This is a genomic window from Variovorax sp. PAMC26660, from assembly GCF_014302995.1.
Classification (GTDB): Bacteria; Pseudomonadota; Gammaproteobacteria; order Burkholderiales; family Burkholderiaceae_C; genus Variovorax.
On sequence record NZ_CP060295.1, the window covers coordinates 422673 to 448258 of the forward strand.

Consider the following 25586-nt stretch of genomic DNA (forward strand, 5'->3'; position numbering starts at 1 on the left):
GTTGGACAGAGCGGTGGTTGATCGCCGGATCACCAGCAGCGTGCCCCGTGCGAATGACGCCGGGTGCTCCCCGCAGCGAAATAAAGGAGGAGCGAAGCGGGGGACATTCGCGGAGGGAAGCTCCTGGTGTCATTCGCACCCGCCCCGAATGAACCCGCATCACACCCGTGCAGCAAACCCAACAGGCATCGGAGAGGCCCCGGCACAGCCCCCAGGAGCCGCGCTACATCACTCTTCGTCGGCGTCGTTACCCGTAAGCGACAACACTTCCTCGACGAAGGCCTCGAACAACGGCAACACGGCGGGCAAGCCTTCAAGAGACTCCGCCTCGCCCGCATCGAAAAAATGCGGTTTGCCAGCCGGCATGGCTGCCCACTCGCCGGCCTCCAGCAACAACCCCAGATAACCGTCAGCGGTCGGCACATAGAACAGCCCCGCACTGTCCAGCGCGCGCTGCCCCTTGGCCTTGCCGCGCCCCCAGCTCACGCCCTGCTGCGCCAGGTGCTCGGTGATCCAGCCGTCGCACACATGCGTGTCGCGCCAGCTTCCTTGGGCATCGAATACGGCGAGCACGGGCATGGGTGCGTCCTTGATGGGTGTGTTTACTGCAGGAAGCTGGGCTTGGCGTAGCCCTGGAACTTGCTGTCGACCACCGCCTTGAATTCCTTCGAGCGGTAGGCGTCGGCGATGTCCTTGGCCCACTGGGTGTTCTTGTCGGCGGTCTTCACGGCCACGACATTCAAGTAGTAGTCAGGCGTCTTCTCGAGCACCACGGCATCGGTGAGCTTCAGGCCCGACGAGATCGCGAAGTTGCCGTTGACGATGGCGTACTCGGTGTCGCCCAGCGAACGCGGCAGTTGCGCGGCTTCGAGCGGAATGAACTTCAGCTTCTTCGGGTTCTCGGCCACGTCTTTTTCAGACGCGCGCAGCGGGTCGATGCCGGTCTTGATGGTGATGAGCTTGTTCTGCTCCAGCAGCACCAACGCGCGCGCCAGGTTGCTCGGATCGTTCGGCAGCGTCACGCGGTCGCCTTCCTTCACGTCGGCCAGCGTCTTGCGCTTGGTCGAGTACACGCCCATCGGCGCGATCGGGCCTTGCACCAGTTCGGCAAGGTCGAGCTTCTGGTCGGCCGCGAACTTCTTCAGGTAGACCTGATGCTGGAAAAAGTTGGCGTCGAGCGAGCCCTGGGCCAGCGCGAGGTTGGGCTGCACGTAGTCGTTGAACTCGACCAGCTTGACCTTGTAGCCCTTCTTTTCAAGGATCGGGATGATGCCGACCTTGAGCTGGTCGGCATTGGAGCCGGCGGTGCCGCCGATCACGAGGTTCTTCTTGGCTTCCTGGGCCTGTGCCAGCGAGAGGCCGCCGAACGACAGCGCAACGAGGGACAGGGCGAGAACGGAACGGCGCAGCAGTGCGGTTTTCATGAAATGAGCAGAGAGAAGAAGAAGATAAAGGGGAAAGAAGGAATCAACGCTTGTCGAGCCTGCGCGCCGTGGTGTTGCCCACGAACTGCAGGATCTGCACCAGCACCACGAGCAGCGCCACGGTGAGCACCATCACGTCGGTCTGGAAGCGGTAGTAGCCGTAGCGGATCGCCAGGTCACCGATGCCGCCGCCGCCCACCACGCCGGCCACCGCCGAGTACGAGAGAAAGCTCACGGCCAGCACGGTCAGCGCCAGCACCAGGCCCGAGCGGGCCTCGACCAGCAGCACGCGCCAGACGATCTGCATTTCTGAAGCACCCATGGCATGCGCCGCCTCGATCACGCCGCGCGGCACTTCGCGCAGGCACTGGTCGACCAGTCGCGCCAGATAAGGAATTGCCGCGAACGACAGCGGCACCGCGGCCGCCAGCGGCCCGATGGAAGTGCCCGCGATCACCCGCGTGAACGGCACCAGCGCCACCAGCAGGATGATGAAGGGGAAGGAACGGACCGTGTTCACGATCCAGTTCAGCACCAGGAACGCCGGCTTGTTTTCCAGCGACTGGCCGGGGCCCAGCAGGAACAGCAGGATGCCCAGCGGTCCGCCGATCAGCACCGCGGCCGACAGGCCGATGGCCAGCATCATGAAAGTCTGGCCCGTGGCGACCCACAGCTCGGGAAGGATGGGAGCGATGTTTTCAAACATAGGCCGGCTCCTGGGCATTGAGGTTCAGCGAGGCACCGGGGGCGGCGGATTCGCGGGCTTCGCGCACATCCCGTTCGCGGCGGCGCACCAGCTCGTCGATTTCGCGGCCCAGCGCAGTCTTGCGCTCGGGTCCCGGCGCATCGACGGCGAATTGTTCGATCAGCCGGCCTTTTTCAAGGATGGCCACGTTGCGGCACAGCACCTCGACCACCGACAGCTCATGCGTGACGATCACGATGGTCACGCCGATCTTCTGGTTGATGTCGCGCAGCGTTTCGAGCAGCGAACGGGTGGTTTCCGTGTCGAGCGCCGAGGTCGGCTCGTCGCACAGCAGCACCTGCGGGCGCGGCGCCAGCGCGCGGGCAATGGCCACGCGCTGCTTCTGGCCGCCCGACAGTTGTGCCGGGTAGGTGTCGATCTTCTCGGCCAGGCCGACGAGGTCAAGGCATTCGCGCACCCGCGTGTTGATTTCGGCCTTGGAGTGGCGGCCGTGGATCTTCAGCGGGAAGGCCACGTTGTCGAACACCGTGGCGTTCTGCAGCAGGTTGAACTGCTGGAAGATCATGCCGATGTTCTGGCGCGTGTCGCGCAACTCGCTGCGCGAGAGCGTGGTGAGATCGCGCCCGCCAACAAAGACCTTGCCCGCATCGGGCCGCTCCAGCAGGTTGATGAGGCGCAGCAACGTGGACTTGCCGGCGCCGCTCTTGCCGATCAGGCCGAACACGTCGCCCTGGTGGATGTCGAGCGAGAGCGACTGCACGGCGTCGAACACCTCGCCACTGGGCAGGGCAAAAGACTTCTGCACCGATTGAAGACGGATGACCGGTGCCGCGTTGTCGCGGCCCGCATCGGACGAAAGATGGCTCATTGGGAAGAAGCGCGGCCAGCAAGAAAGCCGGACACGAAGGTTCGCGAAAAAGGTGCCGAGTATGAAAACAAAAGCGGCAAAAGGGAACGAAGAAAAAGGATGGTGTTTATATACGTAAATGCATAAGAAAACCCGAACGCAAGCCATACACGCCATATCGATATGCCTATTCGTTCGTTCCCAATCTCGTGCTGCGGTGCCACATTCGCGCCTTCATTTTTTGATTTCGCGTCACCATGCACACCACATTCCGCCGCCGCACCCTCGCCCTTGCCACGCTGGCAGCCGCCCTGTTCGCAGGCAGCCCCGCCTTCGCGCAGGACAAGAACACCCTGAAGGTCGGCGTTTCCGTCGGCAGTTCCGAGCAGGTGTTCGAGGTGGTCAAGAAGGTCGCCGCCAAGGACGGCCTGAACATCCAGCTCGTGGTGTTCAACGACTACCAGTTGCCCAACGCTGCGCTGGCCTCGGGCGACCTCGACGCCAATGCCTTCCAGCATCAGCCCTTCCTCGACAACCAGAACAAGGCGCGTGGCTTCGACATCGTGCCCGTGGGCCTGACCATCACCGCGCCGCTGGGCTTCTACTCGCGCAAGATCAAGTCGATCGATCAGTTGCCTGACGGCGCGTCGGTTGGTATCCAGAACGATCCGTCGAATGGCAACCGCGCCCTGCTGCTGCTGCAGACGGCTGGCCTCATCACGCTGAAGCCCGACGCGGTGAAGAACAACACGGCCACGCCGCTCGACGTGGTGAGCAACCCCAAGAAGCTGAAGCTGATCGCGCTCGACGCCGCCCAACTGCCGCGCTCGCTCGACGACCTGAGCATTGCCGCCATCAACAACGACTACGCCGAGAAGGCCGGCCTGTCGCTCAACAAGGACGCCGTGATCAAGGAGGCCGCGAAAAGCCCCTACGCCAACCTGATCGCCGTGCGCCGCGCCGACAAGGACAAGCCCTGGGCCAAGCGCCTCGTGGCGGCGTACCAGTCGCCGGAGGTGAAGAGCTTCATCGCAACCCAGTTCAAGGGCTCGCTGGTCCCCGCGTTCTGATGACTTTCTCCCTCCCCTTCCGGGGGAGGGCTGGGGTGGGGGCACGCGGCGCCAACCCAAGCGCCGCACTGAATGCGGGAGCCGCCCCCATCCCAACCTTCCCCCAGAGGGGGAAGGAGCAATACGGGGGCGCTCCCTGGCCGGTCACCGGAGCATGAGAAAATGTCCGGTTTCCCCGAACACAGTCAGGACACCCCATGGACGCAGAACAAATCAACCAAATCGGCGCAATGCTCGCGGACCTGAGCGTCCGTACGGTCGATTTACGGAGGTATCTTTGACTACGATGCCAAAGCTGAACGACTGAGGACAGTCAACGCATCGCTCGAAGACCCGAACGTCTGGAACGACCCGAAGAAGGCCCAGGAACTGGGCAAAGAGAAGAAGTCGCTCGACGACGTGGTCGTCACGCTCGACAAGCTCACCAACGGGCTGTCGGACAACACCGAACTCTTCGAAATGTCGAAGGCCGACGGCGACATGGACGGCCTGCAGGCCATTGCCGATGACGCCGCCACGCTCGAAGCCGACATCAAGCAGCTCGAATTCCGCCGGATGTTCAACAACCCGGCCGATCCGCTGAACGCCTTCGTCGACATCCAGGCCGGCGCCGGTGGCACCGAGGCTTGCGACTGGGCCAGCATGCTGCTGCGCCAGTACCTGAAGTACGCCGAGCGCAAGGGCTTCAAGACGCAGATCGAAGACGAAACGCCCGGCGACACCGCCGGCATCAAGGGCGCGACCATCAAGGTCGAGGGCGACTACGCCTTCGGCCTGCTGCGCACCGAGACCGGCGTGCACCGCCTCGTGCGCAAATCGCCGTTCGACTCGTCGGGCGGCCGCCACACGAGCTTTGCCAGCATCTTCGTGTACCCGGAAATCGACGATTCGATCGAGATCGACATCAACCCGTCGGACGTGCGCACCGACACCTTCCGTGCCAGTGGCGCGGGCGGCCAGCACATCAACAAGACCGACTCGGCCGTGCGCCTGACGCACATCCCGACCGGCATTGTGGTGCAGTGCCAGGACGGCCGAAGCCAGCACAGCAACCGTGACGTGGCGTGGAAACGCCTGCGCTCGCGGCTGTACGACTTCGAGATGCGCAAGCGCCAGGAAGAGCAGCAGAAGCTGGAAGACAGCAAGACCGACGTGGGCTGGGGCCACCAGATCCGCAGCTACGTGCTGGACAACAGCCGCATCAAGGACCTGCGCACCAACGTCGAAGTCTCTGCCACGCAGAAGGTGCTGGACGGTGACCTCGATGTGTTCATCGAAGCCTCTTTGAAGCAAGGCGTGTAAATCCAATGAGCCTGAACAACGGCAAGGTCGAAGCCTTCATCTTCGATATGGACGGCACCATGATCGACTCCATGCCCTGGCATGCGCGCTCGTGGGTGGAGTTTGCGCAGCGCCACGGCGTGAAGCTCGATGTGAGCGAGATCCTCGCGCGCACCACCGGTCGCACCGGCACCGAGAGCATGCGCGAGCTGTTCGAGCGAGAACTGTCCGATGCCGAATGCCAGGCCATGGTGCACGAGAAGGAAGAAATCTACCGAGAGCTCTTCCACGACAAGTTCGCCGAGGTGGCCGGCTTCACCGCCTTCGCCAAGGCGGCCGTGGCACGCGGGCTGAAGATTGCGGTCGGCACGGCCGGCGACAAACACAACATCGAGTTCGCGATGTCGCGCCTGAAGATGGACCCGCTGCCGCTTGCCATCGTCGGTGGCGACGAAGGCTTCAGCGGCAAGCCCACGCCCGCCATTTTTCTCGAAGCCGCGCGCCGCATCGGCATTGCGCCCGAGCGCTGCATCGTTTTTGAAGACGCGCCCTTCGGCATCGAGGCCGCCCGCCGTGGCGGCATGCGTGCCGTGGCCGTGTGCAGCACCCATACCGCCGCCGAGCTTGCCGGCCCCCATGTGATTGCCGCGGTTCGTGACTACAACGAACTCGCCCATTCGAATTTTCTGGAGACACTCGATGATGCTGCGTGACGCTCAAGGGCAACCGATTGCCATTCGCCGCGAAGACTATGCCGCCCCGGCGTACTGGATCGACACCGTCGACCTCACCTTCGACCTCGACCCCGCCAAGACCCGCGTGCTCAACCGCATGCAGATGCGCCGCAACCCCGAAGTGCCCGTGGAGCCGCTGCGCCTGCATGGCGACGAGCTGAACCTGGCGCGCGTGCTGGTCAACGGCCAGGGCGCCTCGTTCCGCATGGAAGGCGACCAGCTCGTCATCGACGGGCTGCCCGACGCCTTCGAGCTTGAGCTCTTCACCACCTGCTGCCCCATCAAGAACACCAAGCTGATGGGCCTGTTCGTGAGCGAAGACACCTTCTTCACGCAGTGCGAGGCCGAGGGCTTCCGCCGCATCACCTACTTCCTCGACCGTCCGGACGTGATGGCGATGTACACCGTCACGCTGCGCGCCGCCAAGGCCGCCTACCCGGTGCTGCTGTCGAACGGCAACCTCGTCGAGCAGGGCGAGCTGCCCGAAGGCCGCCACTTCGCCAAGTGGGTCGACCCCTTCAAGAAACCCAGCTACCTGTTCGCCCTGGTGGCGGGCAAGCTGGTGGCGCGCGAGCAGCGCATCAAGGCACGCAACGGCAAGGAGCACTTGCTGCAGGTGTACGTGCGCGCCGGCGACCTCGACAAGACCGAGCACGCGATGAACTCGCTCATCAACTCCGTGCTGTGGGACGAAGCCCGCTTCGGCCTGCCGCTGGACCTGGACCGCTTCATGATCGTCGCCACCAGCGACTTCAACATGGGCGCGATGGAGAACAAGGGCCTGAACATCTTCAACACGAAGTACGTTCTGGCCAACCAGGCCACCGCCACCGATGCGGACTACAGCAACATCGAAAGCGTGGTCGGCCACGAGTACTTCCACAACTGGAGCGGCGACCGCGTGACCTGCCGCGACTGGTTCCAGCTGTCGCTGAAGGAAGGCCTCACCGTCTTCCGCGACCAGGAATTCAGCCAGGACTTGTGCGCCGACGCCTCGGCGCGCGCCGTGAAACGCATCGAAGACGTTCGCGTGCTGCGCACCGCCCAGTTCCCCGAAGATGCGGGCCCCATGGCCCACCCGGTGCGGCCCGACAGCTACATCGAGATCAGCAACTTCTACACCGTCACCATCTATGAAAAGGGCGCCGAAGTCGTCCGCATGATGCAGACGCTGGTCGGCCGCAAGGGCTTCGAGAAGGGCATCACCCTTTACTTCGAACGCTTCGACGGCCAGGCCGTGACCTGCGACGACTTCGCACAGGCCATTGCCGACGCCAACCCCGATTCGGAACTGGCCCGCCTGCTGCCCCAGTTCAAGCGCTGGTACAGCCAGGCCGGCACGCCCCGCCTGGCCGCGCACGGCGTGTACGACGCGCAGAACCGCAGCTACACCCTGAGCGTGGTGCAAAGCTGCCCGCCCACCCCGGGCCAGCAAACCAAGGAACCCTTCGTCATTCCGCTGAACATCGGCCTGCTCGATGCCAACGGCCGCGAACTGCCGTTGCAGCTCGAAGGCGAAAGCGAAGTGACGCGCGGCACCCGCACGCTGGTGCTGTCGCGCGCCGGCGAACAGCTCACCTTCGTGGGCCTCGACGCCGAGCCCGTGCCTTCGATCTTGCGCGGCTTCAGCGCGCCGGTGATCCTCGACTTCGAGTACACCGACGCCCAGTTGCTCACCCTGCTGGCCAACGACCCCGACCCGTTCAACCGCTGGGAAGCCGGTCAGCGCCTGGGCCTGCGCGCCGCGCTGCAAGGCATTGCCGCACTGGCGACCGACAGCACCCCAGTGCTGAACGACGCCTACATCGACGCCATGCGCAGCGTGCTGCGCAACCCGCAGCTCGACGCCGCCTTCAAGGAACTGGTGCTCACGCTGCCGTCGGAAACCTACATTGCCGAGCAGCTCGACGTGGTCGACCCGCAGCGCGTGCATCTGGTGCGCGACACCATGCGCGCCCAGCTGGCCACCGCCCTTTTTGCCGACTGGCAACAGGCCTACGAAGAAAACCACGACACCGGCGCCTACAGCCCCGACCCGACCTCGTCGGGCCGCCGCGCGCTGGCGGGCATGGCGCTCAACTTCCTGTGCCTGGCGGCGCGCGCCTCGGGCGACACCGTGTGGCCCGGCAAGACGCTGCAGCGCTTCAAGGACGCGGGCAACATGACCGACCGCTTCAACGCGCTCAACGCGCTGGTGTCGTCGGGCCACACGCTCGCGGCGCAGGCGCTGGCGCGCTTCCATGCCATCTTCAAGGACGAGGCGCTGGTCATCGACAAGTGGTTCTCGCTGCAAGCCGGCGCCGGCGACCGTGGCGGCGACATCCTGCCGCTGGTCAAGCAGTTGATGAAGCACCCGGACTTCTCGCTCAAGAACCCGAACCGCGCGCGCAGCGTGATCTTTGCCTACTGCAGCGCCAACCCCGGCGCCTTCCACCGCTCCGACGCGGCCGGCTACGTGTTCTGGAGCGACCGCGTGATCGAACTCGACGCCATCAACCCCCAGGTGGCTGCACGCCTTGCGCGCTCGCTCGACCGCTGGAGCAAGCTGGCCGAGCCGTATCGCAGCGCCGCACGCGAAGCCATCGCCCGCGTGGCCGCCAAGCCCGATCTGAGCAAGGACACGCACGAAGTCGTGACCCGCGCCCTGGCCGGAAACTAAGCCGGCAACCAAGCAGCAAGAGACACACAGAAAGCATATGGCTCAACAACAAAAGATTTCCCTCACCCGCTACCTCGTCGAACAACAGCGCGCCGACGGCCTCATTCCCGGTCAATTGCGCCTGCTGCTCGAAGTGGTGGCCCGCGCCTGCAAGAGCATCAGCCAGGCCGTCAACAAGGGCGCGCTGGGCGGCGTGCTCGGCACCGCCGAGAGCGAGAACGTGCAGGGCGAGATTCAGAAGAAGCTGGACATCATCGCCAACGAAGTGCTGATCGAGGCCAACGAATGGGGCGGCCACCTCGCGGCCATGGCCAGCGAGGAGATGGAAACCATCCACGTGGTGCCCAACCGCTACCCGCAGGGCGAATACCTGTTGATGTTCGACCCGCTCGACGGCAGCAGCAACATCGACGTGAACGTGAGCATCGGCACCATCTTCAGCGTGCTGAAGAAGCCCGACGACCACCCCGGCGTGCAGGAAGGCGACTTCCTCCAACCCGGCACGCAACAGGTGGCCGCCGGCTACTGCATCTACGGCCCGCAGACCACCCTGGTGCTGACCGTGGGCAACGGCGTGGCCATGTTCACGCTCGACCGCGAGCAAGGCAGCTTCGTGCTGACGCAGGAAGACATCCAGATTCCGGTGGACACGAAGGAATTTGCGATCAACATGAGCAACATGCGCCACTGGGACGAGCCCATGAAGCGCTACATCGACGAATGCCTGGCCGGCAAGGAAGGCCCGCGCGGCAAGGACTTCAACATGCGCTGGATTGCCAGCATGGTGGCCGACGTGCACCGCATCCTGATGCGCGGCGGCGTGTTCATGTACCCGTGGGACAAGCGCGAGCCCGAAAAGGCCGGCAAGCTGCGCCTGATGTACGAGGCCAACCCCATGAGCTGGCTGGTCGAGCAGGCCGGCGGCGCGGCCACGAACGGCAAGCAGCGCATCCTGGACCTGAAGCCCACCAAGCTGCACGAGCGCGTGAGCGTGATGTTGGGTTCGCGTAACGAAGTTGAGCGTTTGACCCAGTACCACGCCGAAAAGGCCTGAAGACGTGGCTATAATCTGAGGCTTCGCCGGTGTAGCTCAGTCGGTAGAGCAGCTCATTCGTAATGAGAAGGTCGGGTGTTCGATTCATCTCTCCGGCACCAAGAATTTTATGATTCGGATCAAGGACTTACAGGACCCTCGGGGCTTGTAGGTCCTTTTTCTTTGGGGCCGAAAAACTGGTCGGTGTAACGGCGGGTGTAAGAGCCATTTCGCGGTCGCCCAAGTCAGGCACCACTTGCACCGAGACGAAAACAGGCGTGCTCGGCCGTCATGAAGCTCTCGTTCAGCGCCCTGGTCGCGGTGGTGCGCGTGGCGTCTGCCACCGCTCAGCCAAACACAGCGAGCACACCGCACCCGAGCAGCGCGCCGAGCCCGCTGGTGGATGAGCTGAGCGTGCCCAGAACCAGGTGGACGGTGCCGTCGTCGGCGTCGAAGAAGTCTTTGACGGGACTCTGGCAGTCGGGAGGCATTTCCGATCGGGCATTGTCTTGACCGGTAAGCGACCGGCCATGTCATCTTGACGCGGATACCGCGTCAAACGCCATTGATCTCGTCGATGGCTTCTCCATCGTCGTAGAACTGGGCGATGGCTTTATCAAGCCGCTCGAGTAACGCGTCTAGCGTTTCGCCTTCACGACGAACAAGCATGGCCACGCTGTTGTGGCCGTCGGCGGCAGTGGCTGTGCACTCGATCGGGTAGATCGCGCCGATCGTGATCTCGCCGCCGTCTGCAATCAGTGCTTCGATATTCTTCATGCCTGAGCATTCTGGCCGGCGCTGACGGGAGCCCAACGATGCGGCAGAAGCTCACCCACGAGCCGGACCTTCTGCGTGGGCAAGCGCTGCAGAACATCCCTGAGGTACTGGTACGGATCGAGCCCGTTGAGCTTGGCCGATTGGATCAAGCTCATCACCGCAGCCGCGCGCTGGCCCGCACGCAGCGAACCCGCGAACAACCAGTTCGAACGCCCCAGCGCAATCGGACGGATCTGGTTCTCCACCCAGTTGTTGTCGATCGGCAATTGCCCATCGTCGATGTAGCGTATGAGCGCAGTCCATCGCTTCAGGCTGTAGTCCAGCGCCCTTGCCAGCGCAGTGCCGTCGGTTGCCCGCAGTCGGTGCGCGATCATCCAGGCGTGCAACGCATCAGCGATGGGTCGCGCCTTCTGCCGGCGAATCTCCAGCCGCTGCTGCGCGCCCAGATCCCGCGCCTCGCGCTCGATCTCGTAGAGTTCCCCGAAGAACTTCAGCGCCTGCTCGGCCACCGCGCTCTTGTTGCTCGTGTGCAGCTCGAAGAACTTGCGCCGCGCATGGGCCGCGCAGCCGACCTCGGTGATGCCTTGGGTGAAGCTGGCCTTGACCCCGCATAGTCATCGCAGACCAGCTTGCCCTTCCATGGCTCATTGCCCCGTTGCAGGAACGCTCGAGCATGCTCGCCGGCACGGCTGTCCGCGAAGTCGTAGACCACGGCCTTCAGCCCCTCGAAGACGCCAGGGCAGTACGCCCACAGATAGGCCTTGTGCGTCTTCTTCTTGCCTGGCGCGAGCATTGCCATCGGCGTCTCGTCGGCATGCAGCACGCCGTGGCTCAGGATCTCGTCCTTGAGAGCATCCACCAGCGGCTGCAGCTGTACGCCGCACACACCCACCCATTCGGCCAGCGTAGAGCGTGCCAGCGGCATGCCAGCGCGCGCGAAGATGCTTTCCTGGCGGTACAACGGCATGTGGTCGGCGTACTTGGCCACCAGCATCTGGGCCAGCAGGCCGGCCGTCGGGATGCCCTTGTCGATGATCTGCGCAGGCACGGGTGCTTGGATCAGGGTCTCGCACTTCGCGCAGGCCCACTTGCCCCGGATGTGGCGCTCCACCGTGAACACACCTGGCGTGTAGTCGAGCTTCTGGCTCACGTCCTCGCCGATGCGCTGGAGCACGCAGCCGCATTTGCAGGTCCTGGATTCAGGTTCGTGGTGGAACGATGTGCGCGGCAGGTGCGCAGGCAGCGGGTGACGCCGGGGCTGCAGTGGATCCGAGGGCCGCGGCCTGGAGCGCAGCAAGTCGAGCTCCAGTTCGACGGCGGTGATGTCGGCGTCGACGCTCTCGTCCAGCAGGCTCTTCTGCGCGGCGTCGAGCTGCTCGCTGCGGGCACTGAACTTCCAACGCTTGAGGACCGCGATCTCATGAGTGAGCTGGTCGATACGCGCCTCGCTCCAGACGAGCTTGCGATCCTTCATCAGGATCTCGCCGTCGGAGTGCGACAGTCGCGCCAACAAGTCCTGCGCCAGCGCGCGCAACTCGGCCTCGCCGAGTCCCTGGAGTTGTTCGCTGGTGAACATGCCCGCCAGTGTGCCGATCTTCGCAGCACGGGCCTATTCGCAAACGCCCCAATTGCTGCGGGGCCGCCTGCCGCTCACGCCATGGTGATGGCGCCTGCATCGCCCAGGCGCTGCCAGGGCAGCCCGAGCACGAGCGCATCGAGCTGTTCACGAGACAGGGCCATCTGCGCTCCCAGGGCGGTGTTGGCCCAGAGGAATCGGCCTTGATGCAGCCGGCGCGCACACAGCCAGATCCCGATGCCGTCGTGCACCAGCACCTTCATGCGGTTGGCGCGTCGATTGGCGAAGAGGTAGGCGTGGTACGGCTTGGCCGACCCGAAGACCTGGACGACGCGCGACAGCGCGGTGTCGGTGCCCGCGCGCATATCCAACGGCTCGGCTGCCAGCCACACTGCATCGATACGGATCACCGCAGCAGCTCGCGCATCCAGGCCGCGCACTCGGACGCAGCGGCCACGGGCCAGGAGACCTTGACCGTGAGCGCGCCGCGGCGCAGTTCGATGACGAGTTCTTGCGCCGGTGTGGGCTGCGAGGCCGTGAGCGGCAGCGCGATGAAGGAGTGTGCGGGAGTCAATCTCTCAGTGGCTTGGCGCGCCGACGGTACCTCGGCCATCCGGCGCCATTTGTGCACCGGGTTCGCGTTCAGGCCATAGGCCAGCGCGATACTGGCCACTGAAGCTTCGGGCTTGGCGCATTCGGCCAGCACCTGCCTCTTGAGGGCTGCGTCATGCCGCCGCCGGGGGAGTCGTTTGGAGTCTTGAATGGTGTCCACCTGTGAGTCTGGTGGACACCATGCTGGTCGGGCCTCCCGGCGGATTCAAGATGGGTTGGCCGGACGCATACCTTGACCGTGCACAGGCAGCGGTCCTTGGGCCTGAGCAGGCATCTATGAATGCGTCAAAGCCTGTAGGTGCCCAAAGGCCACAGGGCATTGGAGGGGCGTACCAATGCCGGACCGCTGCATGCAGCTAGCAACGGTCGTTGCTACGCGACGAGCTGCTCAACGGTCAGGGGACGACCCAGTCGGCAAGCCGGCGCCAGCCGGGGTCGTCGGATTGAACCTCGACGCACTTGAGAGTTCCGCGGCGCTCACCTTCCTCGATCAATGCGTGGACCGGGCCGCCGCGCCGCGGGCTCAACGCCTGCCGATGTCCCAGCACAATCACTGCCTCGCGGGCCCGCGACAACGCGACGTTCAACCGGTGACGGTCGAGCAGGAATTGCACCCCGCCATGGCTGCGAGTCATCATCAAGATCACGGCGTCAGCTTCGCCTCCCTGCACGGCGTCGACAGTGGTAACTTCCACGCTGAAGGTTTGCCGGGTCCCCTGCAGCGCGTGCTGCACTGCCTGGCGCTGGGCTTCGTAGGGACAGATGACCAGGGCGCGGCGAACCTGCATTCGGTTGCGCATGCTCAGGCGATAGAGCAGGGCCAGCAGGGCCTCGCGCTCGGTGACGTTTTCCTGCGAGCTTGACCCCTCGGGTTGAACGTGACGGTAGTCCCGGACACAGGAGAAATCGAGGAACATGAGGCGACGACGTGTCAGGCGCCAGCGGCCGCCGTGCCGCGACGAAGTGAGGCGGCCTTCGTAGAACAGGTGGCCAACGAGGTCACCAATGTCGGCATGCATGCGGTGCTGCTGCGTCAGCATGCCCTTCTTGTGGGCGGGCAGCTGTTCGAAGATGTCCTGGAAGCTGTTGCGCGCCAGCAGGTCCTTCACTTCGTCGAAAGGCAGGCGGTAGCCGATCCGGGGATCCAGCGCTTCGCTGGTCACGGTGGGCGGCAGCTGGTTGTGGTCCCCCACCATCACCACGCGGCGTGCCACAGAACACGGAATCATCAGCTCCGCACCAAAGGCCTTCCCGGTTTCGTCGATGATGGCGATGTCGAACGAGCGGTCCCACAGCGCGTGGTCGCGCCGGGCTATTCCGACACAGGTGACCGCATGCACATAACGCGAGCCCAGCAGCCAGCGCGAAGCGGCTTGCCGGCCTTCCGGCGTGCGTAGCACCGTAATCCACCGTGCACCCGCGCCCTCGTCGGTAACCAGCCCACGCGTGCCTGGATCGAGCGCATTGATCAGGGCTTGGTGCCAGATGGCTTCGAGCCCTGAACCCTGGATGCGCTCCACCCCCGCGTAACGCACGCTCCCCGCCTCCAGCCAAGGCGCCTTTTCCAGCAGGTCGCCGAGCAGCTTGGTGACGGCCACATGCGTGGGGGCAGTCATCAGGATGGTCGGCCACGCGGACTCGTCGCCTTCCGGGAAGATGGACAGCAGCCACTTGACAAGAGTAGTTGTCTTGCCCGTGCCCGGCGGTCCCCAGATGGCCACCACGTCAGTGTCCGTCGTAAGCAGCTGCGCGACAGCCTCGCTTCCGAGTATTTCGTTGGGAACCGTCTCGCCGGGCAACCCGATCAGCGTGGTGTGGACACCAGTCGATACGAAACGCCCCTGGATCGTGCGCTCCAGTGCACGCGATAGCGTCTGCTGCTGCGACCCCTCATTGGCGAGCTCCAGTCGGTGAATCTCGAACGGTGCGACTTCGCGCAACAAGGCCTGTGGCGGCACAGCCAGTTCCAGCGTCAGCAGCCCATACTTGGGGTCGATCCATTGGGCCGACACCACGTCCCAGGCGGCGTGCGAGTGGCAGGCCCTCAGGCGGGAGCCGGCCGGGGCTTGCAGCGAAGCAGACAACCATGAGGGCGTCTTTCCACCTACCAAAAGCACCGTCAGAAGCCGGCCTTGGCGCTTCTGCTCGGTCACCACCACGCCGATGGAGCGGCTGGTACGCATGTGTTCTTCTTGGTCCTGGTAGATCATAGACAGCTTGCGCAGTCGCAGCGCGGTGTGCTGCTGCAACGTGCGCGCTTGCAGGCTGCCGAGTTCGTCGTGGATGGCTTCGAGGAACGGCACGAACTGCGAGCCACTTAGTTCGGCGTCGTCGTCCGTGCCGGAGACGAAGGCACACAGTTCCGCGTGAACGCGCATCGACAGCGGCGGGGCAGGTTCGGCGTGCAAGTGGACGGCCTTCAACTCGAACGCCATAGATGCAAGGCTGGGTTCGGTCTCCAGCGTCACATCGCCGATCGAAAACGCGAGCCGTCCCGAATCCAGCTCGTGCAGGCGCCAGGGCGGATCGGTCTCGGGAAACGCCGCGAGGCGCTCGGCGGCCGCGGTCAGCTGCGCGAGTTGTGCTTGTTGGAAGGCCAAGCGGATCGCCGACCAACGGCCTCGGTTGCCATGGACGCTCGGGTTCAGCCGGACGTGAAGCGGGCGTGCGCTGTCGAGCTCGCACAACTCGCCAAGGGTCCACACCTCCGGATAGACCTCGACCTCTTGCTCTGGCAGCAACGCCATCGCAGCGCCATCCCGCCCGGCATGCAGCAGCAGCGGAACGCCGTGGGCATGCAGATGGATGCCGTCGGCATCGCGACGTTGAACCACCGCCCTCAACGGCTCTCGTCCATCCGACTGATTGGCTTCCAGCAGCGGGCGGCGGGACGTCGACAGCGTGACAGTGCGAGCGACGTGGTCCACGGCGACCACCACACCGCGGCTTGGGTCTCCGCCTTCGCCGTCCAGCGTCCGGACCGCGTAGCCGTGCAGCGAACGAGGCAGCGTGCCGCCGTCGACCCCATCGATGCAGGCACCCCATCGTGGGAAGTTGCCGGGGAGTTGCAAGCTACCGGTATCCGGGAGTGTCGTGGCATCAGCGTCGACCGCAAGCGAGCGTTCCAATGCCTCTAGGTGCACCCGCTCTGCGGACACACGGCCCAACGCAAGCTCCAGTTCCAGTGTGGCCCGCTGTAAGGACACGCCTTCACGTGCACCGAAGCGTCGCTGCCGAACCGCACGGGACTTTTCTAGGCATCTCGTCAGGTCGGCTTCGACGGCTTTGCGCACGGCCAGCTCCCCGGCGACCAAACGTGCGAACGAGTCGATGTAGCCCGCGAGTAACTGACGACGTGCCGCCGCATCGGCTAGCTGCAGTTGCGCATGCTGACCGTTCAGCCGAGTGATCTCCGCGTCTACGTCGGCGGTGCGACCGTTGTTCCACCAAGACATGGCGGTGGCCGTCAGCGTGATGCCGGCGGACACCAAGAGCCAGATCATTCGCCGCTCACTTGCTCAGCTTGACAAGCTGTTCCGATAATTTCAACAGCTCTTGGCGGGTGTCCCGCCGCACCTGTTCGCTGACCTGATCCGAAGTCAGTTCGGCCATCAGCTGATCGAAGAAGCCAAGCAGCTTCTCCTGTGTCCGGTTGATCGACTGCAGCGACGCGAGGTGCTGGACCGTCGTTTGCAGTTCCTTCTCCAAGTCGAGTTCGGCCTTGGCCAGCTCCGACCGGGCCACGTCGACGCGTCCGACCCACTCCGCCCGTTTGCCCTGCAGTTCTTGGTACGACTTGATCACGCCGAAGATCGAGTTCACGACGCCGATGGCTTCCTTGATGATGTCCAGCCGGCCCTTGTCGCGGGCGGTGTCCGCCTTGATCTGCTCGAGGAAGATCTTGGGGTCGCCATCGTGGCTTGATGCAGAGGTCCCGTTTGCGGGCAGGTTGATCTTTAAAGAGGCCATGGGTGCTTTTCGGTTCAGTGGGTGGTCTGATGGTGGTGTTCCAACGCGGTCTGGAACTGGCGCCAGGCGTCATCGAGATCAGCGGTCATCGCATCGATGCGGTTGAGGTCGGGCAGGTCGTCGTCCCGCAGGCGGCTCAATTCGTCCCATGCCATTCGCACAGCACCGACGCAGGCCTTTACCAGTTGCACGAGACGGTCACGCACCTGCTCGCGTTGATTCATGTCTGCACGGACCCGTTCGATCTGCAGTGCCAGTTGCGCACGCTCTGCCGCCAAGCGCCCGGCTTCGCTCGGGATCATGTCGCGCAGCCCATCGCGGTGGGCCGCGGCGGTGCGGTACTGCAGGAAAGAGTCAACGACCCCGACGATGGCGGATGCGGCCTCGAGCACCATGACTACCGGGTTGGCCTTCGCCGCGGCGGCGCCCAACCCTTTGCGAAGACCCAGCTTCTGGGCTTCCTGCGCGATGCCGGCCATGAACCGCAGTGCGTGTTTCGGAGCCGGTGCAGTCATGACTTGATCTCCAGGACGACCCAAGTGCTGGCCGTGACTTGGCTACCCAGCACGACTGGGTCGGGCAGAGGTGGGAAGTGGGTCTCGTCGCGTTCAAATTCGCGTATACGGCCGTCCCGCCGCTTCGTCCAGCAGGTGCGGGTCCAGGGTTCTAGATACACCGTCTGCTCGGTCTGCGTGTGCGGCGCTGCGACTGTCAGCTTCACCAGTAGCAGTTGGCGGGCATGGTCAGCCACGTCGGCGGGACAGAAGGGCGTGGGGCCGAGTGGCTCGAAGGCGGAATGCAGGCTTGCCAGTATCCAGTGATCTGGCACGTCAAGCCACACCGTTCGTGAAGGCTTCCTGCCGTCGCGCTGCGCAAGCACCATGAGGCCGTGGTCGTCCAACAGCGACGTGAACTGCGACTGCGCTGGGGCGTCGATCACTGCACGCAGAGACGCCACTGGTAGGGCGTCACCGAAGAACTGGAGGAAACTTTCCTCGGACCTGCGTGCACGTGGCGGGCTGGGCCAAGACCGCGGGTAGTCCGCATCCGCTGTCGACGTGGCAGGCGGCAGGAACTGCTTCTGCCCAGGTGCGGCGCTGGCGAACAGGCCGCGCAGCGGCTTCCTGTTGTGCGAGCTTGCTCGGGCCAGCGACGCCGCGAGCGCACGCCCCTGCCCGGTCAGAAGGACGCCGCTGACTAAGCCTTCCCCTTCCAATACAGAGAGCATGCGTGCCAATGCGTTGGCGGGCAGGCCGGTCGTATCGCGGATCGTGGCCATGAGTGTGCCCCGATCGAGTTCGTCCAACAGGTACAACATGACTGAATCGCAAGTACGCGGCTTGCGGGGTTCGGCCCACAGCCGGAAGGGCATCGCGCTGAACGGCATCCGAATGAGAGGCGACTCGGGGCAGGGTTGACAGTCTCGCAGGCTGGCGATGACATGGGCTTTGCGGGCGTGCTTATTGATCAGCCACAGGTCCGGCAGGCGCACGTCGAGCACCCGCACCCGGTAAGAACGGTGCAGGTCCATCACGTCGCCTGGCCCGCGGACGCGGCCCCAAGACATCTCCGCGAGCGGCACATGGGCTTTGAAGCCTTCGCACGCGAGCACCGCATGCCGGGCTTCGAGGGCGATCACCGTGCCGTCCAGTTCGTCGCCCGGCTTCAGGTGCGCCATGGACTCGCGGGCACTGGCCTCCTCCACAGCGGACAGGCTGGCAATCCAGCCACCGCGGTCGCTCGGCGCGACCAGCACGAACTCGACGGCGTCTCCAATCGAAACGACTTCGGCGGCATCCTGGACGAAGTGACGCGCCATCTCGGTCCGGAACACCACTGCTTGGAACCCGTTGGAATCGATGTTTGCGTGTTTCGCTCCGACGTACCGAACAGTGCCTTTGTGGACGTCGCCGGGCGTCAGTTTCCGAGGCGCGTGCGTTGTCGGTCGCGACGACGCTCTGGAGGGCCCCGAGGTGGAGGCGGGCGCCAACAACGACTGAAACAGCGAACCCAAATCGTCCAGTATCCCCACCGATTTGTTCTCCCTTGACGCGGCCTAAAGCAGCCCCGCGTGAAACATTTGGCATCAGATTGTGCCGTGAACTGGCTGAACCCGCGATGGCATAGGAGTCCAACGTGCGGGCATGCAGGCGCAGCGGCGGCGCACCGGCTGAACAGCGCTGGCCCGGCTCTAGATGAGCCCGGACAGGGCATCCCAGCGGTTTACACAGCGTCGCCCACACCCACGGCCTTGAGTGCGTCGGCCGCGGCGATGGAGATTAATGGACTGCTGCGCAGCGGTTGCTGCCCCTCACTTACGCCTTTCCAACGACAGCTCAACAACGCTTCGCTGTCACTGACATGCCCAAGGATACGGACAGCGGCTTTCATGACCGGGCCAATGCGCACATTTGTCTTTAAAAGCTTCGGCCAGCAAAGTCCCAAATACGTAACTGATTGTGTCACAATCGATGGCGTCATTGGTTGTCGCGATGCGACATGTTTTGCCGCCTCGAAGCCGAGACTGCCTCTTCACCGTCCAGCCATTGATCTTGAGTTTGAGTACATCGCATGACTGCTGAACCGCGACAAGGAGTCTGAGCGTGGGTCGCCTGGGATGGGTCGATTTTTCGTCCGATGACCGAGATCGGGTCCGTGAGGTGCTGGCTTTGCTCAAGGAGGCCGGCACGCTGGATGAATTGGGCATTGGCCAGGTCCGCGACGCGTTCTCGGACGCTATGTTTCCGGGCCTGTCCACCATTCAAACCTGCGCGAGGTACTTCCTGGCGGTCCCCAAGCTGCTGCTTGACTGGGCCGAACTCCCGGATGCGAAGAGGCGCAAGAAGCCATTGGCCGAGTACCTGGCGCGCGCCGAGAATGATCTTGCCCGCGTCCTTAAGGCAAATCATGAGCGCTTGGGTATTTCGCCGACCGACATCATTGGTCACACGGCGGTCGCCACCGGCGGCGTCGAGCGGCGTCCGTCGTCGACGTACTGGAACGGACTTCGAGTCTTCGGAATCGTGGATACCAAGCAATCGCTGGCGGAGTTTTGCCGCGAGTGGCGACGTGATCACCATGCCCACGGTCTGGTCGAGGCGGACGATGGCACCGACGACCCAGACCACCGGTTCGAAACCAAGGTCCGCCGCCCGCCAAGCTCGCATGGGCCGCTGCGCGACACCCTGACGCTCGACCTAAACAAGAAGGAAGCGGCGTTCCTCGAGACGCGCATCCGCGACGCTAAGGGCCTCGCGCACAGCGTTATGGCGCAGCTGCTGTCGTCCGGACTTGCCGCAGGTGCCCTGTCCGGCGAGACGACCCGGTTTGGCGCTTTTGCGCAGTGGGCCCATGGCCAAAAAACGCTGAGTGCGCAAAGCCGCGAGACGATCGCCGCCGCAGACCAGTTCAGCCGCGCGGTCGAGGGCGCCCACATCGTGTTCAACAGACTGATGGCGCGCCGCTTCGAGATCACGCGGCTCGCCGATGAAACCCGCACGCGCTTTCGGGACTGGCGCGCGGATGCGCGAGCCACCGAGCTCTTCCACGCCGAAGCGCCCGATGTCTGGCTTAGCGCGGCAGTACACGGTCAGCTGAAGGTGCGCGGTCAGACCCGGGATTTTCTGGTTGCCTGGAACGATGCGATGCGTGCCGACAAGCCTATGAGGTTCCTTGAAGACCTGGTGGAGGCGCAGGCCAAGGGCAACAAGAAGGAACGCTCGCTGTTGCTGCGTGGGCCGCAGCAGGCGTCGTCTTGGTTCGGCATGGAAGCGCTGGACTACCGCTGGCAGACCGCGCGCAGGATGCTCAAGGACATCGCGGAACCCGCGGCATGCTGAGCATCAAGGACGACCGCCTCGACTACGGCCAAGAGCTCCAGCCACCCGAGGGGTTCCAGCTGGACATCGCCCTCGCGACGACCTATTCCCTCGATCTGGGCGCCCTGGTGGCGGCCTCCCTGGCCCTTCACATGGACCAGACGCTCGAGGGAGACATCTCGAGCGAGCGCCTGGCGCTGTTGGAGTGCTTGGACCAGCTGCAGGGACGTTTGCTGGTCTTTCACCAAAGCGGCTGCATTCACGTACCCGGCGAGTTCAATCGACTTTTTTCCCTGCTGGAACCGCTGCTCGTGCCTTGCATGGCGATGGATGGCGCGGACGGCGCGTACGCATCGTTCCATCCCAAGGTCTGGCTCATGCGCTTTTGCTCGATCGCGGATCCAAACGAGCGGGTGTTCCGGCTCGTGGTTCTGTCGCGCAACCTCACCTTCGACCGCAGCTGGGATGTGGCCGTCGCGCTGGACGGCACCCCCTCGGGCAGACGGCGCCGGGAGCAACCCGATGCGCTGCAGGATTTCCTTCGCACGCTCCCCGCATCGACGCAACACGCCAGCCTGCTCGACAACATGCGCGAGTCGCTTAGCGATGTCGTTTGGGATGCCCCGCCGTTCTTCGATCGCGTGGCCATGCTGCCCGGCCACGGCGCCAAGGAAGGACGCAGCCACCGGACGCCGTTCGCCTCGGACCTCATGACGGGACGATTCGACGAACTGCTGGTCGTTTCCCCGTTTCTGGACGTTGATCCGGACAGCATGCTGCAGCACCTCGCTCTCCGGACCACGGGCAGCAAGACCCTCATCAGCCGCGCCGATACCTTGGACGCCGTCCGCGCGGGCAGCCTGGACGGTTGGCAGGTGCAGCGACTTCGGGACGCCGTCGTGGATGGCGAGGAACGCCTGGGCCAGTCACGGGCTGCGCCCCAGAACCTGCACGCAAAGCTTGTCGTGGTCCGGGTGGGCAAGAACGCGTACTGGCACATCGGGTCCGCCAACATGACGAACGCGGCCTTTGGCAAACCCGGCAAAAGCGCTCCTCGCAACCAGGAATTCATGCTTCGGTTGGACGGCGCGAACAACCGTGCGGGGCCCGCGGCGCTCATGAAGGAGTGGTCCAAGCACGACGTGTTCACCGCGCACGTCTTCGCGGAACCCACGGGCGCGACCGCGGAGGAGCGCCAGCGACTCAGACGCCTCACCCATCAGTTGGTGTCCTGCCAATGGCGCCTTCAGGCGCAACCGTCCGGCGAAAACCATTGGCGGGTCGAGTTGTCGCTCGACCCCGAACCCGTGGTCCCGCCCGATTTCGCGGTGTCCGTGGGGCTGCTGTGCCGCGACGCGTGGAAACCACTGGCCTCGCGAACCGCTTGGGACACGCTGCGCTTGACGGAGATCAGCGCCTTCGTGCCAGTGGAAATCAGCGGACAGGGCGGCACTGTCCTGGCCCGGTTTTCCGTGCAGGCACGCGTGTCGGCCGAACTCTCGGACGCGCGCCGTCGTGCCGTCTTCAAGGAGACGGTCGGCTCGAGGGAGAAGCTGCTGAGCTACCTTCACATGCTGTTGGATTCGGAAGGCTTCAAGGGCGTGAAGGAAAAAAGCAAGGGCGGCGCGGGTGACATGTTCGGCATCGACGGCAGTGGCGGCCTGTACGAACGCCTGCTGCGCGCCGCCGCCCGAGCGCCCGAGCGCATCGCCAGGGCCCTGCATGTCTGGCAGCGTGCGCGCGACGAAGGCGTCGAACTGCCGGAAGAGCTCGCCGAGCTGTTCACGGGTTTTGAGCCATTCTGCAAAAGGCATCCCGAATGACGCACCCCGCGCTTGCCGCCGTCGACAAGGCATTGGCTTCCCTCACCGACTTTCAGCGGGCTTCCGTCGAAGCCGCCTGCGAACGCCTCGATGGTGGGCAGAGTTTGGGGCGAAGGCTGCTCGTGGCGGACGAGGTGGGTCTGGGCAAGACGCTCGTTGCACGGGGCGTCATCGCCTCGTTGCTCAAGCAGCGGCTGAAGGCAGGCGAGGTCCGTCGCCCATTGCGCGTGGCCTACATCTGCTCCAACCAGGCGCTCGCGAGGGAGAACGAGCGCAAGCTCGCGATCTTTCACGACAAGGACGCCGAGCGGTGGGTGAGCGCGCCCAATTTCAGCCGCCTGGCTGAGCTCGGCCTTCGGCGGCCGGCAGCTCCGTCCGGTGCGCTCATCGAGCTTTGCACGCTCACCCCCGCGACCTCGTTCACCTTGACGCAAGGGGGCGGCAATGCACGTGAGCGCTTCATCCTTTGGCGTGCCGTGGTGAGCGCGGGTGTCGACGACACGCCGCAACTCGAGCGCTTCTTCAGCCGGGACTATGTCGGAGCATGGAGCGATGCCGGCAAGTTCTTCCAGGAAAGCAAAGGGTTGGAGCCCCGATCGCTCAAGGAATTCCGCCGGATGCTCGGCACCAAGCCGAGCTTGGACGACAAGACGACACAGGCGGCGATCGACGCCGGTCTGAGCCTTCGCAGTTGGCGCGCGTTGGCCAGCGCGATCGGTCGACGCTCGGGCAAAGCGCACGTTTTCTCCGACCTGAGCGCCGTCGTGCGTGCCGGCCTTCGCCATGTCTTCGTCCAGTGCTGCGCGGGGAACTTGGGGGCCGACCTATTCATCCTGGACGAGTTCCAGCGCTTTGACGACCTGGTGCGGATCGAACCCCAGTCCGGCCACGGCACGCAAGACACCGTGCAGCAGTCCGAACGCCAATTGATTGCCCGCCGGGTGCTGCACGAGGGCGACGGCTATGCGACGCTGCTCTTGTCGGCGACCCCTTTCAAGGCCTTGTCGCACCTGGGCGACGAGGACGACCAGAAGGCCCATTCGCAGCAGATCACGCAGCTGTTGGCCTACCTGGCCGAGCGCGACCCAGACACCCGGCAGCGGTACGAGATCGCCCGCCAGGCCCTGCTTCAAAGCCTGCTGTGCCTGCCTCCCAGCCCACTGGTGCCAGGCAGCCTGCCGCGGGAGCCGAAACACGATGCCGAATCGGCGCTGCGCCACTACATCTGCCGCACGGAGCGTGCGGGCATCGAACGGGGCATCGACGAGGTGTTCGTGGACAGGCGGATGCGCGCGTCGACGCCAAGCAACGCGGAAGTGGCGTCGTTCATCGCACTGGACCGCCTCGCCGAGGCGCTCAAGACATCGTCCATCAGCCCCGGCGTCGCGGACGTCATGTCCTTCCACAAGGCGGCCCCCTGGAGTCTCTCGTTCCTGTCTGGCTACCAATTTAGAGACACCCTTCGCTCGCACTGCGGCGTGCCCATGGTCAAGGAGGCACTCAAGAAGGCCGGCGCCGCCTGGATTCCCGCCGCGGCGTTGAACAACTTCCAGATCGATCTGGGCCAAGACGCGCCCAGTGACAGGTTCAAGCAGGTGCTCGAAGTGGCCGCGCCCTGCGGGGCGGAGCAACTCCTCTGGTTGGCTCCCAGCCTGCCGAACTACGCGGCGGACGGGCCCTTCCGAGACAAGGAAGGGTTCAGCAAAACGCTGCTGTTCTCATCACTCATGGCTGCGCCTCGCGCACTGAGCAGCCTGGTGTCCTATGAGTGCGAACGCAGGCTCCAACCGAAACGCGGCAAACGCCCGTCCTATTTCGATGCCAGGGAATCATCCAGCCGCGCATTTCGCAGCGACGAGAACGCTGTATCCGCGGCATGGGCCCTGGTCTACCCGTCCGCGGTGCTGGGCGCCGTGCGACTGTCGCCAAACGGTGGCGAACTCTGCGCGCTGCGTGCCTCAATACGGAATCGCATCCAGACCGATTTCGATGCGCTGGTCGCCAAGCACGGTGGCGGCACGCGCCGCCACGAGACTCGCTGGTATGCCATGGCACCCATGCTCCTCGATCGACTGAAGGGGAAGACGGACCACTTCGACACGTGGGCACGCTCGATCGCCAGATCCAAGGTCGCCGTCGCCCGGAAGACCCAGGTCGCGAGGATGGTGGAAGCCGCCAAAGGGACCGAGGGGGCAGACTTGCAACTCGGAGCGCCACCGGCCGATCTGCTCGCGTTCCTGGTCGACCTGGCCATCGCCGGGCCCGGCGTGTGCCTCAAGAGGGCATTCGATGTCACCTGGCCGCCGGGATCGAACGACTCGCTGGAAACCCGGCTCATGCGCGTCTCGGACGCCGCGCTCGCCTTCGTCGACAAGATGAATCGCGTCGAGTCGCAACTCGTGATCCGTGCCGTCCTGCCGCGCGCCAGGCCCTGGGTCGCGGTCGTGCAATACGCGGCCATGGGCAATCTTCAGGCCGTGCTGGACGAGTACATGCACCTGCTCAAGCCCGCCAACAACACGATGAAGGAGTCGGTGGAGGCCTTCGAGGTCGCCGTTGGCACCAGCGCCGTCTCGGTCACCGCCCAAAGCAACTTGCCCGGCTCGGAGCGTCGCAACCACGACGTGCGCTTCCACTGCCACTATGCCGTTCCCCTGGGCAACCAGCGCGGCACCGAGGAAGCGGGCCTGAACCGCATCGCCCACATCCGTGCGTCCTTCAACTCGCCCTTCTGGCCGTTTATGTTGAACTCCACTTCGATCGGACAGGAGGGCCTGGACTTCCACTGGTACTGCCGTCGCGTCGTCCATTGGAGCCTGCCTTCCAACCCCATCGACCTGGAGCAACGCGAAGGAAGGGTCAACCGATTCAAGTCGCTCGTGGTGCGCCAGCGGGTGGCTCAGGTGCACGGACCGCATCTCGGGAATGCCGCCGATCCTTGGTCGGAGCTATTCCGGCTCGCCAGTGCCGCGGCCCAGAAGACGGACATGGTTCCGTTCTGGTACGTCCCAGGCGGCACAGCACGGATCGAGCGCGTGGTCCCGTCCATGCCCTTCAGTGCCGAGGTCTCACGCCTCGACGAAATTCTTCGGATCCTGTCGCTCTACCGCTTGTCCTTCGGCCAACCGCGCCAGCAGGAGCTCATCGAGAACCTCCTGCGCAGAAACTACGACGCGCAGGATCTGGATGAGATCCGCCGAGCGCTGCTCATCGACCTGGCGCCGATCAACTACAGACCCACCTCCCCGGCCTAGCCC

At 64.5% G+C, this 25586-nt stretch carries 19 protein-coding genes, 1 tRNA gene and 1 pseudogene; 9 read left to right on the forward strand and 12 right to left on the reverse strand.

Annotated elements, in window-relative coordinates:
- Positions 1-228: 228 nt before the first annotated feature.
- From H7F35_RS02005 to H7F35_RS02020, 4 genes are read right to left on the reverse strand one after another with little or no spacing between them, the layout of a single operon-like run.
- A complete protein-coding gene (locus H7F35_RS02005; protein WP_187111323.1) occupies positions 229-579 on the reverse strand; it encodes a hypothetical protein in 351 nt (116 codons plus the stop codon).
- Positions 580-602: 23 nt separating this feature from the next.
- Complete coding sequence (locus H7F35_RS02010; RefSeq protein ID WP_187111324.1) at positions 603-1424, reverse strand: MetQ/NlpA family ABC transporter substrate-binding protein; 822 nt, start codon at positions 1422-1424, stop codon at positions 603-605.
- 43 nt (positions 1425-1467) lie between these two features.
- Entirely contained in the window at positions 1468-2130 is a 663-nt protein-coding gene (locus H7F35_RS02015) for a methionine ABC transporter permease (RefSeq protein WP_187111325.1), read from the reverse strand.
- Positions 2123-2998 carry a methionine ABC transporter ATP-binding protein gene (locus H7F35_RS02020; protein ID WP_187111326.1) on the reverse strand — a complete coding sequence of 292 codons (876 nt, stop codon included), beginning with the start codon at positions 2996-2998 and terminating at the stop codon, positions 2123-2125. The genes H7F35_RS02015 and H7F35_RS02020 overlap by 8 nt, the downstream gene beginning before the upstream one ends.
- A gap of 236 nt (positions 2999-3234) precedes the next feature.
- Between H7F35_RS02020 and H7F35_RS02025 the strand changes: the two genes are divergently transcribed.
- From H7F35_RS02025 to H7F35_RS02050, 6 genes are all read left to right on the forward strand, one after another.
- On the forward strand, positions 3235-4047 hold the full coding sequence (locus H7F35_RS02025) for a MetQ/NlpA family ABC transporter substrate-binding protein (RefSeq protein ID WP_187111327.1): 813 nt from the start codon (positions 3235-3237) through the stop codon (positions 4045-4047).
- A 197-nt stretch (positions 4048-4244) separates the two neighbouring features.
- Positions 4245-5349 (forward strand): peptide chain release factor 2 gene (gene prfB, locus H7F35_RS02030; protein WP_187111328.1). Its coding sequence is split into 2 segments (ribosomal slippage): positions 4245-4325 and positions 4327-5349, totalling 1104 coding nucleotides; the frame shifts between segments, so codons are not numbered across the junction.
- A gap of 5 nt (positions 5350-5354) precedes the next feature.
- Positions 5355-6041, forward strand: coding sequence for an HAD family hydrolase (locus H7F35_RS02035; protein WP_187111329.1), 687 nt, complete (start codon positions 5355-5357; stop codon positions 6039-6041).
- A complete protein-coding gene (gene pepN, locus H7F35_RS02040; RefSeq protein WP_187111330.1) occupies positions 6028-8721 on the forward strand; it encodes an aminopeptidase N in 2694 nt (897 codons plus the stop codon). The genes H7F35_RS02035 and pepN overlap by 14 nt, the downstream gene beginning before the upstream one ends.
- 37 nt (positions 8722-8758) lie before the next feature.
- Entirely contained in the window at positions 8759-9775 is a 1017-nt protein-coding gene (locus H7F35_RS02045) for a class 1 fructose-bisphosphatase (protein ID WP_187111331.1), read from the forward strand.
- 25 nt (positions 9776-9800) lie between these two features.
- Positions 9801-9876 (forward strand) — tRNA-Thr (locus H7F35_RS02050).
- 433 nt (positions 9877-10309) lie between these two features.
- Here the strand turns inward: H7F35_RS02050 and H7F35_RS02055 are convergent.
- The 8 genes and pseudogenes from H7F35_RS02055 to H7F35_RS02090 all read right to left on the reverse strand — a co-directional run bounded on the left by H7F35_RS02055 (position 10310) and on the right by H7F35_RS02090 (position 18525).
- Entirely contained in the window at positions 10310-10531 is a 222-nt protein-coding gene (locus H7F35_RS02055) for a hypothetical protein (protein WP_187111332.1), read from the reverse strand.
- A pseudogene (gene tnpC / locus H7F35_RS02060) lies at positions 10528-12107 on the reverse strand (IS66 family transposase). The gene H7F35_RS02055 and the pseudogene tnpC overlap by 4 nt, the downstream one beginning before the upstream one ends.
- 74 nt (positions 12108-12181) lie before the next feature.
- Positions 12182-12517, reverse strand: a complete 336-nt coding sequence (tnpB, locus tag H7F35_RS02065; protein WP_218132270.1) for an IS66 family insertion sequence element accessory protein TnpB — start codon at positions 12515-12517, stop codon at positions 12182-12184.
- Complete coding sequence (locus H7F35_RS02070; protein WP_261803491.1) at positions 12514-12879, reverse strand: transposase; 366 nt, start codon at positions 12877-12879, stop codon at positions 12514-12516. Before H7F35_RS02070 ends, tnpB begins: the two co-directional genes overlap by 4 nt.
- 235 nt (positions 12880-13114) lie before the next feature.
- The gene (locus H7F35_RS02075) at positions 13115-16222 is read right to left on the reverse strand and encodes a DEAD/DEAH box helicase (RefSeq protein WP_187111333.1); all 3108 of its coding nucleotides are present in this window, start codon (positions 16220-16222) and stop codon (positions 13115-13117) included.
- Positions 16223-16229: 7 nt separating this feature from the next.
- A complete protein-coding gene (locus tag H7F35_RS02080) occupies positions 16230-16688 on the reverse strand; it encodes a hypothetical protein (RefSeq protein WP_187111334.1) in 459 nt (152 codons plus the stop codon).
- 14 nt (positions 16689-16702) lie between these two features.
- A complete protein-coding gene (locus tag H7F35_RS02085; RefSeq protein WP_187111335.1) occupies positions 16703-17203 on the reverse strand; it encodes a hypothetical protein in 501 nt (166 codons plus the stop codon).
- Complete coding sequence (locus H7F35_RS02090; protein ID WP_187111336.1) at positions 17200-18525, reverse strand: hypothetical protein; 1326 nt, start codon at positions 18523-18525, stop codon at positions 17200-17202. Before H7F35_RS02090 ends, H7F35_RS02085 begins: the two co-directional genes overlap by 4 nt.
- Positions 18526-19291: 766 nt before the next feature.
- Here H7F35_RS02090 and H7F35_RS02095 point away from each other — a divergent pair.
- The 3 genes from H7F35_RS02095 to H7F35_RS02105 are packed head-to-tail and all read left to right on the forward strand — an operon-like array spanning position 19292 to position 25583.
- Positions 19292-20527 (forward strand): DUF6361 family protein, encoded by a 1236-nt coding sequence (locus tag H7F35_RS02095; RefSeq protein ID WP_187111337.1) that lies wholly within the window; start codon positions 19292-19294, stop codon positions 20525-20527.
- Entirely contained in the window at positions 20521-22329 is a 1809-nt protein-coding gene (locus H7F35_RS02100; RefSeq protein WP_187111338.1) for a phospholipase D family protein, read from the forward strand. The genes H7F35_RS02095 and H7F35_RS02100 overlap by 7 nt, the downstream gene beginning before the upstream one ends.
- Positions 22326-25583: a helicase-related protein gene (locus tag H7F35_RS02105; RefSeq protein WP_187111339.1), complete on the forward strand. Its 3258-nt coding sequence runs from the start codon at positions 22326-22328 to the stop codon at positions 25581-25583. The genes H7F35_RS02100 and H7F35_RS02105 overlap by 4 nt, the downstream gene beginning before the upstream one ends.
- Positions 25584-25586 lie beyond the last annotated feature (3 nt).

What these genes read in the sequence shown, in the direction of transcription:
- H7F35_RS02080 (WP_187111334.1), bottom strand. Translation starts at nt 16,688, where the DNA reads ATGGCCTCTTTAAAGATCAACCTGCCCGCAAACGGGACCTCTGCATCA.
- H7F35_RS02015 (WP_187111325.1), bottom strand. Translation starts at nt 2,130, where the DNA reads ATGTTTGAAAACATCGCTCCCATCCTTCCCGAGCTGTGGGTCGCCACG.
- H7F35_RS02005 (WP_187111323.1), bottom strand. Translation starts at nt 579, where the DNA reads ATGCCCGTGCTCGCCGTATTCGATGCCCAAGGAAGCTGGCGCGACACG.
- H7F35_RS02055 (WP_187111332.1), bottom strand. Translation starts at nt 10,531, where the DNA reads ATGAAGAATATCGAAGCACTGATTGCAGACGGCGGCGAGATCACGATC.
- H7F35_RS02020 (WP_187111326.1), bottom strand. Translation starts at nt 2,998, where the DNA reads ATGAGCCATCTTTCGTCCGATGCGGGCCGCGACAACGCGGCACCGGTC.
- H7F35_RS02085 (WP_187111335.1), bottom strand. Translation starts at nt 17,203, where the DNA reads ATGACTGCACCGGCTCCGAAACACGCACTGCGGTTCATGGCCGGCATC.
- H7F35_RS02075 (WP_187111333.1), bottom strand. Translation starts at nt 16,222, where the DNA reads ATGATCTGGCTCTTGGTGTCCGCCGGCATCACGCTGACGGCCACCGCC.
- H7F35_RS02010 (WP_187111324.1), bottom strand. Translation starts at nt 1,424, where the DNA reads ATGAAAACCGCACTGCTGCGCCGTTCCGTTCTCGCCCTGTCCCTCGTT.
- H7F35_RS02100 (WP_187111338.1), top strand. Translation starts at nt 20,521, where the DNA reads ATGCTGAGCATCAAGGACGACCGCCTCGACTACGGCCAAGAGCTCCAG.
- H7F35_RS02035 (WP_187111329.1), top strand. Translation starts at nt 5,355, where the DNA reads ATGAGCCTGAACAACGGCAAGGTCGAAGCCTTCATCTTCGATATGGAC.
- H7F35_RS02105 (WP_187111339.1), top strand. Translation starts at nt 22,326, where the DNA reads ATGACGCACCCCGCGCTTGCCGCCGTCGACAAGGCATTGGCTTCCCTC.
- pepN (WP_187111330.1), top strand. Translation starts at nt 6,028, where the DNA reads ATGATGCTGCGTGACGCTCAAGGGCAACCGATTGCCATTCGCCGCGAA.
- H7F35_RS02025 (WP_187111327.1), top strand. Translation starts at nt 3,235, where the DNA reads ATGCACACCACATTCCGCCGCCGCACCCTCGCCCTTGCCACGCTGGCA.
- H7F35_RS02045 (WP_187111331.1), top strand. Translation starts at nt 8,759, where the DNA reads ATGGCTCAACAACAAAAGATTTCCCTCACCCGCTACCTCGTCGAACAA.